Below are 6,654 nucleotides of genomic sequence, written 5' to 3' on the forward strand. Positions count from 1 at the left end.
CCCTGCGGGACGAGTACTTCAAGGACCGCGGCCGCCGCGCCCGCGGCCTCGACGTCGAGCTGAACGACATCGCCTGGATGGACGTCGAGCTGTAGCCCTCCCGCCGCACCGCTGCTTCGGCTTCAGTTGTGACTGAGCGCTCGACTTGGCCAGTGCGCGGTCGAGGTGGCCGGGTGAGCAACGGCGTTCTCCCCGGTCAGCGACCCGCGAAGCTCCGTTGTCCGTCCCGCGGGGGAATCGCTGGGGGCATCATCGCTGGTCAGGGGCTTTCCTCAACTGGCCAAGTCGAGCGCTCAGTCACACCAGTTGGCCAGTGAGTGGTTGATTTGGCCACCTGAGCGTTCGGCTTGCGGTCAGTGCTGAGCCGGGACGCGATAGTTGGAACCTGGCCACGCATGTTGGAACCGGGCGGCCCTTCTCGCGGAACCTTGAGTGACCCTGTTGGCCCTGAGGGATGTGGGCGCCGGCGGCTTGGAACCAGCCCGGTCGCCCCGGACGGGGCGCCCGGCGCCTTCTGGCGAGGGATGCGGGTAGGCGCCGTCGACGGGTTCTTCATGGACACTCCGGACACGCCCGCCAATCGCGAGGCGTTCGGCGGTCCGACCGCGCCGGATGGGAGTGCTGTGGCGTTCCCCCAGGCCCGGGTCGTGACCTTGTCCGAGGCAGGCACCCATGCGGTGCTCGACGCCCGGATCGGCGGACTGAACCGCGGCGAGTTGGAACTGGCGACACCGTTAGCGGACGCGGCCCGCGACATGCTCGTCCTCGGTGTCTCGCTGAGTGGTCGGCTCCGGAAGTCCTTCGGGGGTTGACGGCGGAGGTGGGGCTGTGGCTGGCGTCTGGTCAGATGTCGGGGACGGCGAGGTGGAGCCGGCAGGCACAGTCGAGTGCGTCTGCGGCGGCTCCCATGGGGCTTGGCCGGTGGGCGCCAGGGAGTCCTCGCGTAGTAGGGGGTGGATCCCCATCTGCCGACGGCGCCGGTGTAGCGCAGGCGCATCAGCTTGCTTTCGCCGTCGGCCAGTTCGGCCTCCACGCAGGCGAAGGCTGCGTGGTGGCGGACATGCAGCTGCTCCGGCTGCGGCCAGGCGGGTACGGGCGTGCTCACCGCCTCCACCGTGCGCCGCCGGCGATCACCCGGGCCACCGGCCTGCCGCACGCCGTGCCTTGCCCGTTGCCGCCGCCCGCCGCCCGCCGCGCGCATCCGCAGCCGGCTCCCGGACGGCGTCGGCCAGTCACCCGGCGACCTGCCGGAGGTTTCCCCGCTGCGGCACCTGCTCCTCGGGGACTGGCGCGGTGGTAAGCACCGGGTTGACGCGGAGCACCAGCCGCAGCACCTCGGGATCGCGCCCGGCCTTGGTGGTCGGGCTATCTTGCTAGCATGCTAGCAACGAGTTAGCCTGGTCTCGTGGGCGATGAGGAAGTCAAGCAGTTCAACGTGTACCTGCCGATCGGGCTGATCAAGCAGGTGAAGTACCGCGCCATCGAGTCGGGCATGTCGCTGTCGGCGCTGGTCGCCGAGGCGCTGCGTGCCTACCTCGACGACGCCCATGGGCAAGAGAGCCAATCGACCGAGAAGGAGGCCTGACATGGCGACCGAGGGAATCGAGGCCCTGTTCCTGGAGACCCACAACTGGGGCAAGGCGGCACGTTTCTTCCAGGCGCTGGGCTACGACCTGGAGTTCGAGACGGGCCACAGCTCCGGCCAACTCCGCAACGGCGACGGTCCCTACGTCTTCATCGCGGAGGTCCCCGAGGACCGGGAGCCTCAGGTGCAGGTCGTGCTGAAGGTGCCGGACGCGGACGCGTTCCGTGCCGATCCGTCCGTCGAGGTGGTCACGCCGTTCGAGGACACCCACTTCGGGACCAGGTTGATGACGGTCCGCGACCCCGACGGGCGGCTGTGGAGCCTCCAGGCTCCGGTCAAGAACTGACTGCGGCGGAGAAGGGGAACACCATGGCAGACGAAGCGACCGCGGCGCCGGACGGCACCGCGGTGCGGACCGCCCTCTGGCGGGCGATGCACGTCCAGGTCGACCGGCCGCCGCACGTGTTCGAGGACGAGATCGGCCTGGAGCTGTCGGCCCCCGACGGCGACTGGCGCCACCGGCCCGACATGGACCCGCACCTCACCAGCGGGTTCCGGGCGGCCATGGCAGCCCGCGCCCGGTTCATCGAGGACCTGGTCATCGAGCAGGCCGACCGCGGCGTCACCCAGTACGTCATCCTGGGAGCCGGGCTGGACACCTTCGCCCAACGCAGGCCGGAGACCGCCTCCCGCCTGCGGGTCTTCGAGGTCGACCAGCCCGGCCCGCAGGCGTGGAAGCGCCGCCGGTTGGTCGAACTGGGCTACGGCATCCCCGACTGGCTGCAACTGGTGCCGGTCGACTTCGAGGCGAGCGAGGACTGGCTGAAGAAGCTGGTTGCCGTCGGCTTCGACCCCGGTCGGCCGGCGTTCATCGCGTCCACCGGCGTCACCATGTACCTCACCGAGGACGCCACCGCGGCCACCCTGCGCCAGATCGCCGGGCTCGCCCCCGGCTCCACACTCGCGATGACCTTCCTCCTGCCGCCCGACCTGCTCGACGAGGCCGACCGCCCCGGCCTGCGGGCGAGCAGGGAAGGTGCGCGAGCGTCCGGAACGCCGTTCATCAGCTTCTACACCCCGGAGGAGATGCTGGCCCTCGCCCGCGAATCCGGTTTCGCGGACGCCCGACACGTGTCTGGGGCTTCGCACGCCGGGCGCTACTTCGCCGATCGCACCGACGGCCTTCGCCCGTCGACCGGAGAGGACGTGCTGCTCGCCACCACCTGACCCTCGTCGACCCGTCGAACCGGGCAAGGACGGTCCAGCCAGTCGTCCGCCTCGGCGGCGGCCTGGGGCCCGACGGCGATGCCGTCGGGTCCTTACTGTCCCGCGCCAAATGATCTTGATTGTTTGTCAGATGATCTTGACGGCCACCAGGCTTCTGCCATGTGATCTTGACCGGTGGGGATGCGGGAACGGTGGCTGTTGCCGCGCTGGCGTACGGCGTGCGGGGCGAGTGCGTAGTGCTGTCTCCCAGTACGGGCGTTCACGAGTGGCGGTGAGCAGGGCGGGATGGCGGCCGCTGGAGAGTTTCCCGAACCGGCGGAGATCGCTTCTTGAAACAGCGGGCGCCGGGGTGCCGTCTGTCAGAGCGTGGACAAGCGCTGTCCCTGTCCGCAGTACCGGCACCCGCCACGGCGTCGCAGGTAGTACGAGTAGGTCGCGACGCCCAGTGCCGCTCCCCACACCAGCCAGAACATGCCGGGTCCGTTGGTGCCCGGCATCGCGGCGTCGTAGCCCCGGATGTTCATCAGCCCGCCGGGGATCAGGACGACCGACACGATCGAGGCTGGAACGATCGCGGTGGCCGGGTGGATCCTCTTGCCCCTCTTGACGGGCACCCAGCGCGGCCACACCTCACCCCACCGGCTGACCAGACCGTGCGTCAGGAGACTGCCCAGTGTGGAGACGATCCCCAGCCCCAGGCCGATCTCCAGCATGTACGGCGTGTCCCGCATGTCTTTCAGGAACGCGTCGCTGATCCCCAACGGCCAGCCGAAGTACCAGGCGAGTCGGGTGATGTCGTAGGGGAGGGTCGAGATCACTGCTGTCCACACCGCCCAGCGCCCCCAGCGCAGCGCGGTGGCCGCCTCGGTCCACGGCGCGGCGGCCACGGCGCCGCGCCCGCACCGCCCGCACTGCCCGCTGGTGCGCCGCTGGTACGCCAGCGTCATCGCGGCCCACAGCAGACCGCCGACGAAGACGATGACCGGGTTCCCGCGGTGCCAGTACAGGATGTCGCCCAGGGTCTGGTTCCCCGGCACACCGGTGAAGGCGAACACCAGCAGCAGTGGCGAGAACACCAGCAGACCGAGCAGTGAGTAGTCGGGAACCAGGAAGGTCAGCACGCAGACGGACAGCCATCCGTAGGCCAGCAGCGCCTTGCGCTGCCAGGCGGTTCCCCAGCCGCGGATCATGAGCGCCCCGACGAGCGCGCCGACCGCGCAGAACACCGCGATCACGGGCGCGACCACGGAGGCGCTGCTGGGTTCGAGGATCGATGCCGAGGCACGGTCGTCGGCCGTCTTCCGGAAGGGGTATCCCTCACCCCCCAGGGCCCAGTACAGTCCGGCCAGCCCGTAGAGCAGGGACCACGCAACCGCCAGGTATGAGGACCACTCGGGCCACCTGGACCACCAGCGCCGGGAAGCGGCCTGCGCGGTCGCCGTCGGACTTTCCTCCTGGTGCGCTTCAACGACTGCTCCGGCCATCGCGGGCGTCCTCTCCCTCACCGCCCTGGGCGGGAGTCGTCTCGTGGGTCAAAGGCTGCCGCCGAGCGCGTACCGGTCCAGAGAGGTCGATCGGGAGACCGTACGGCCGAGCGGTGGGGCGCACCCGTACGGATGCGTTGCCGGCTCCAAGCCTCGTCCAACGGCCGGGAGAGGACCATGTGCCGATCGGCATGCCGTCGGAGTCCGCGAGCACCCGGGCTGTGCCGTTCGGCATGGTGTCCGCGGTCTCCCAAGCCATGGCCCCCGCCTGGCCAACGGACAGGCTGGTGTTCGTCGCGGCGGGCGACCGGGTCTCGTACGAGGACGGCGGTTGTGGTGACTCGCCCGACCGATGGGCGACGCAGGCAGCCAGCCCGCAACAGCTACTGGACCTGCCGCTGATAGTCCGGCGGTCAAGATCGCTTGGCAAACGGTCAAGATCAGCTGTCACAGGACATTGACCCGTCTCACCGAAGTTTGGTGTCCCGTCTCAACTGATCTGGTCCGGATCCAGGGCCGTGACCTGCGGCGACCAGAACAATCGAGACGCCGGACCGCCGAAGATCTCAAGTGGTCTGGTCCCGGAAGCCTGGATGTCGGGTGTTGTCTCAGTTGATCTGGTCCGTCCCTGATGTCCCGGTGCCCGACCCGTGCGGACCGGAGGCCAAGTGGCTTGGGAACCCGCAGCGGGGATTCTCGCAGTAGATGGCGACGTCAGGCTTGGCGGGCAGAGATGGTGAGCCGGTCGGCGAGCGCGATGACGAGGTCTCGGAGTTCGTCCGGTCGCTCGATGACGAACGGCCGGTCGAGCGAGGCGAGGACGGGAGGCAACCAGTCGAGCCGCTCTGCTCTCAACTCGACATGGAGCCAACGCTCGGTGTGCGGATCTGTTCCTTCCGCGGGCGCGGGCCCCTCCACGCTCGCGACGCTGGCGGGAAGTCGGGTGCGGATCTGTTCGACCGTCCCATGGATCCGCAGGGTCACTTCGTGCCGGTACGCGGCCCTGGCAAGCCCTGACAGGACGCGCTGTGCCGGATCGAGTCCAGCGGGCGGCTCGAACGAGCCTGGCAGCGTCCTCGCGTCCGCGATGCGATCGAGCCGGAAAGTCCGGTCCTCGCCGATCTCGGGATCGGTGCCCGTGACGTACCACCGGCCCGTATGGGTGACGATCCCGTACGGGTGCAGCGTGCGTTCGCTTCGTCGGCCGTCTCGGGTGGTGTACCTGATCGAGATCGGGCGGCGATGGCGTACCGCATCGGCGATGGCGAGCAGGACCCCTGTCTCCGGGGTGGCCAACTCCCCGGGCGGAGCCGTGAAGGCGAGGGATTCCATGACGGCGTCGAGCCGACGGGCCAGACGCTCGGGCAGTGCCCGGCGGATCTTGGCCGCTGCCGTCTCGCCCGCGGTCTCAGTCGCCGTCAGCAACCCCGTCCTGCGGCCGGCGACGAGGCCGAGCAGCACGGCGAGCGCCTCGTCGTCGTTGAGCATGAGCGGAGGCAGGCGGTACCCGGGGGCGAGCCGGTACCCGCCATAGCGGCCACGGACCGCCTCGACGGGGATGTCGAGGTCGACCAGGTGGTCCACGTACCGCCGCACGGTGCGCCCGTCGACGCCGAGCCGGTCGGCGAGTTCGGCCACCGTTCTGATGCCGCCCGACTGCAGGAGTTCCAGGAGGGTGAGCACGCGGCTGGTAGGTCGAGCCATGTCCACGAGCCTAGCGTTGATACCGGACCGATTCTGTCCACTATTTGCTCTAGCGTCCGAGGTGCAACGACTTCACCAACCCGAGGAGAGCACCATGGACTTCGTTTCGACCCGGATCATCACCGGCGACATCGCGCGCCTCGTCGACTTCTACGAGCGAGCCACCGGAGTGCGGGCGGACTGGTCCACCGAGGACTTCGCCGAACTGCGGACCGCCAGCGCGACCCTCGCGATCGGCAGCACCCGCACCGTGGCACTGTTCGCGCCCGGCTCCGCCCGTCCGGCCGACAACAACACCGTGATCATCGAATTCCTCGTCGCCGACGTGGACGGCGTGTACCGGAACCTGGCCGATTTCGTCGCCGACTTCGTGACCGAGCCCACCACGATGCCCTGGGGCAACCGCTCGCTCCTGCTCCGTGACCCCGACGGCAACCTCGTCAACTTCTTCACCCCCGTCACGCCGGTGGCCATCGAGAAGTTCGCCCGCTGACGACAGCACGGCCGCCCGGGCAGGGGCCACTTCCGACAGCACGTTCCATACGGACCAGATCATCTGAGAGGGCGTTTAGTGTGGGCGAATTGCCCTTTATGCCCTAGTAGGTTCCTCGCCAGGTTGGTGTGCTTTCGTCCGTTATTCGCTTGGTGAGGTTG

The 6,654-nt window shown here is 69.0% G+C and carries 7 protein-coding genes; 5 read left to right on the plus strand and 2 right to left on the minus strand.

All coding sequences use genetic code 11. From position 1 onward, the window contains the following. The first annotated feature begins 647 nt into the window (after positions 1-647). The 4 genes from ACWDAK_RS40250 (at position 648) to ACWDAK_RS40265 (ending at position 2,812) form a co-directional block, all read left to right on the plus strand. Positions 648-812, plus strand: coding sequence for a hypothetical protein (locus tag ACWDAK_RS40250; protein ID WP_425557893.1), 165 nt, complete (start codon positions 648-650; stop codon positions 810-812). Positions 813-1,405: 593 nt separating this feature from the next. Further along, on the plus strand, positions 1,406-1,585 hold the full coding sequence (locus ACWDAK_RS40255) for a ribbon-helix-helix domain-containing protein (protein ID WP_344641598.1): 180 nt from the start codon (positions 1,406-1,408) through the stop codon (positions 1,583-1,585). 1 nt (position 1,586) lies between these two features. Beyond that, on the plus strand, positions 1,587-1,931 hold the full coding sequence (locus tag ACWDAK_RS40260; protein WP_344641599.1) for a VOC family protein: 345 nt from the start codon (positions 1,587-1,589) through the stop codon (positions 1,929-1,931). A gap of 23 nt (positions 1,932-1,954) precedes the next feature. Continuing rightward, positions 1,955-2,812: a class I SAM-dependent methyltransferase gene (locus ACWDAK_RS40265; protein ID WP_427396251.1), complete on the plus strand. Its 858-nt coding sequence runs from the start codon at positions 1,955-1,957 to the stop codon at positions 2,810-2,812. 359 nt (positions 2,813-3,171) lie between these two features. Here the strand turns inward: ACWDAK_RS40265 and ACWDAK_RS40270 are convergent, their stop codons facing one another. Next, positions 3,172-4,296, minus strand: a complete 1,125-nt coding sequence (locus ACWDAK_RS40270) for an NYN domain-containing protein (protein WP_427396252.1) — start codon at positions 4,294-4,296, stop codon at positions 3,172-3,174. Positions 4,297-5,010: 714 nt separating this feature from the next. Continuing rightward, the gene (locus ACWDAK_RS40275) at positions 5,011-6,000 is read right to left on the minus strand and encodes a helix-turn-helix transcriptional regulator (RefSeq protein WP_427396253.1); all 990 of its coding nucleotides are present in this window, start codon (positions 5,998-6,000) and stop codon (positions 5,011-5,013) included. A gap of 94 nt (positions 6,001-6,094) precedes the next feature. Here ACWDAK_RS40275 and ACWDAK_RS40280 point away from each other — a divergent pair, with 94 nt between their 5' ends. Next, positions 6,095-6,493, plus strand: coding sequence for a VOC family protein (locus tag ACWDAK_RS40280; protein WP_344641258.1), 399 nt, complete (start codon positions 6,095-6,097; stop codon positions 6,491-6,493). Positions 6,494-6,654: the final 161 nt, after the last annotated feature.

This window comes from Kitasatospora sp. NPDC001175, from assembly GCF_053598215.1.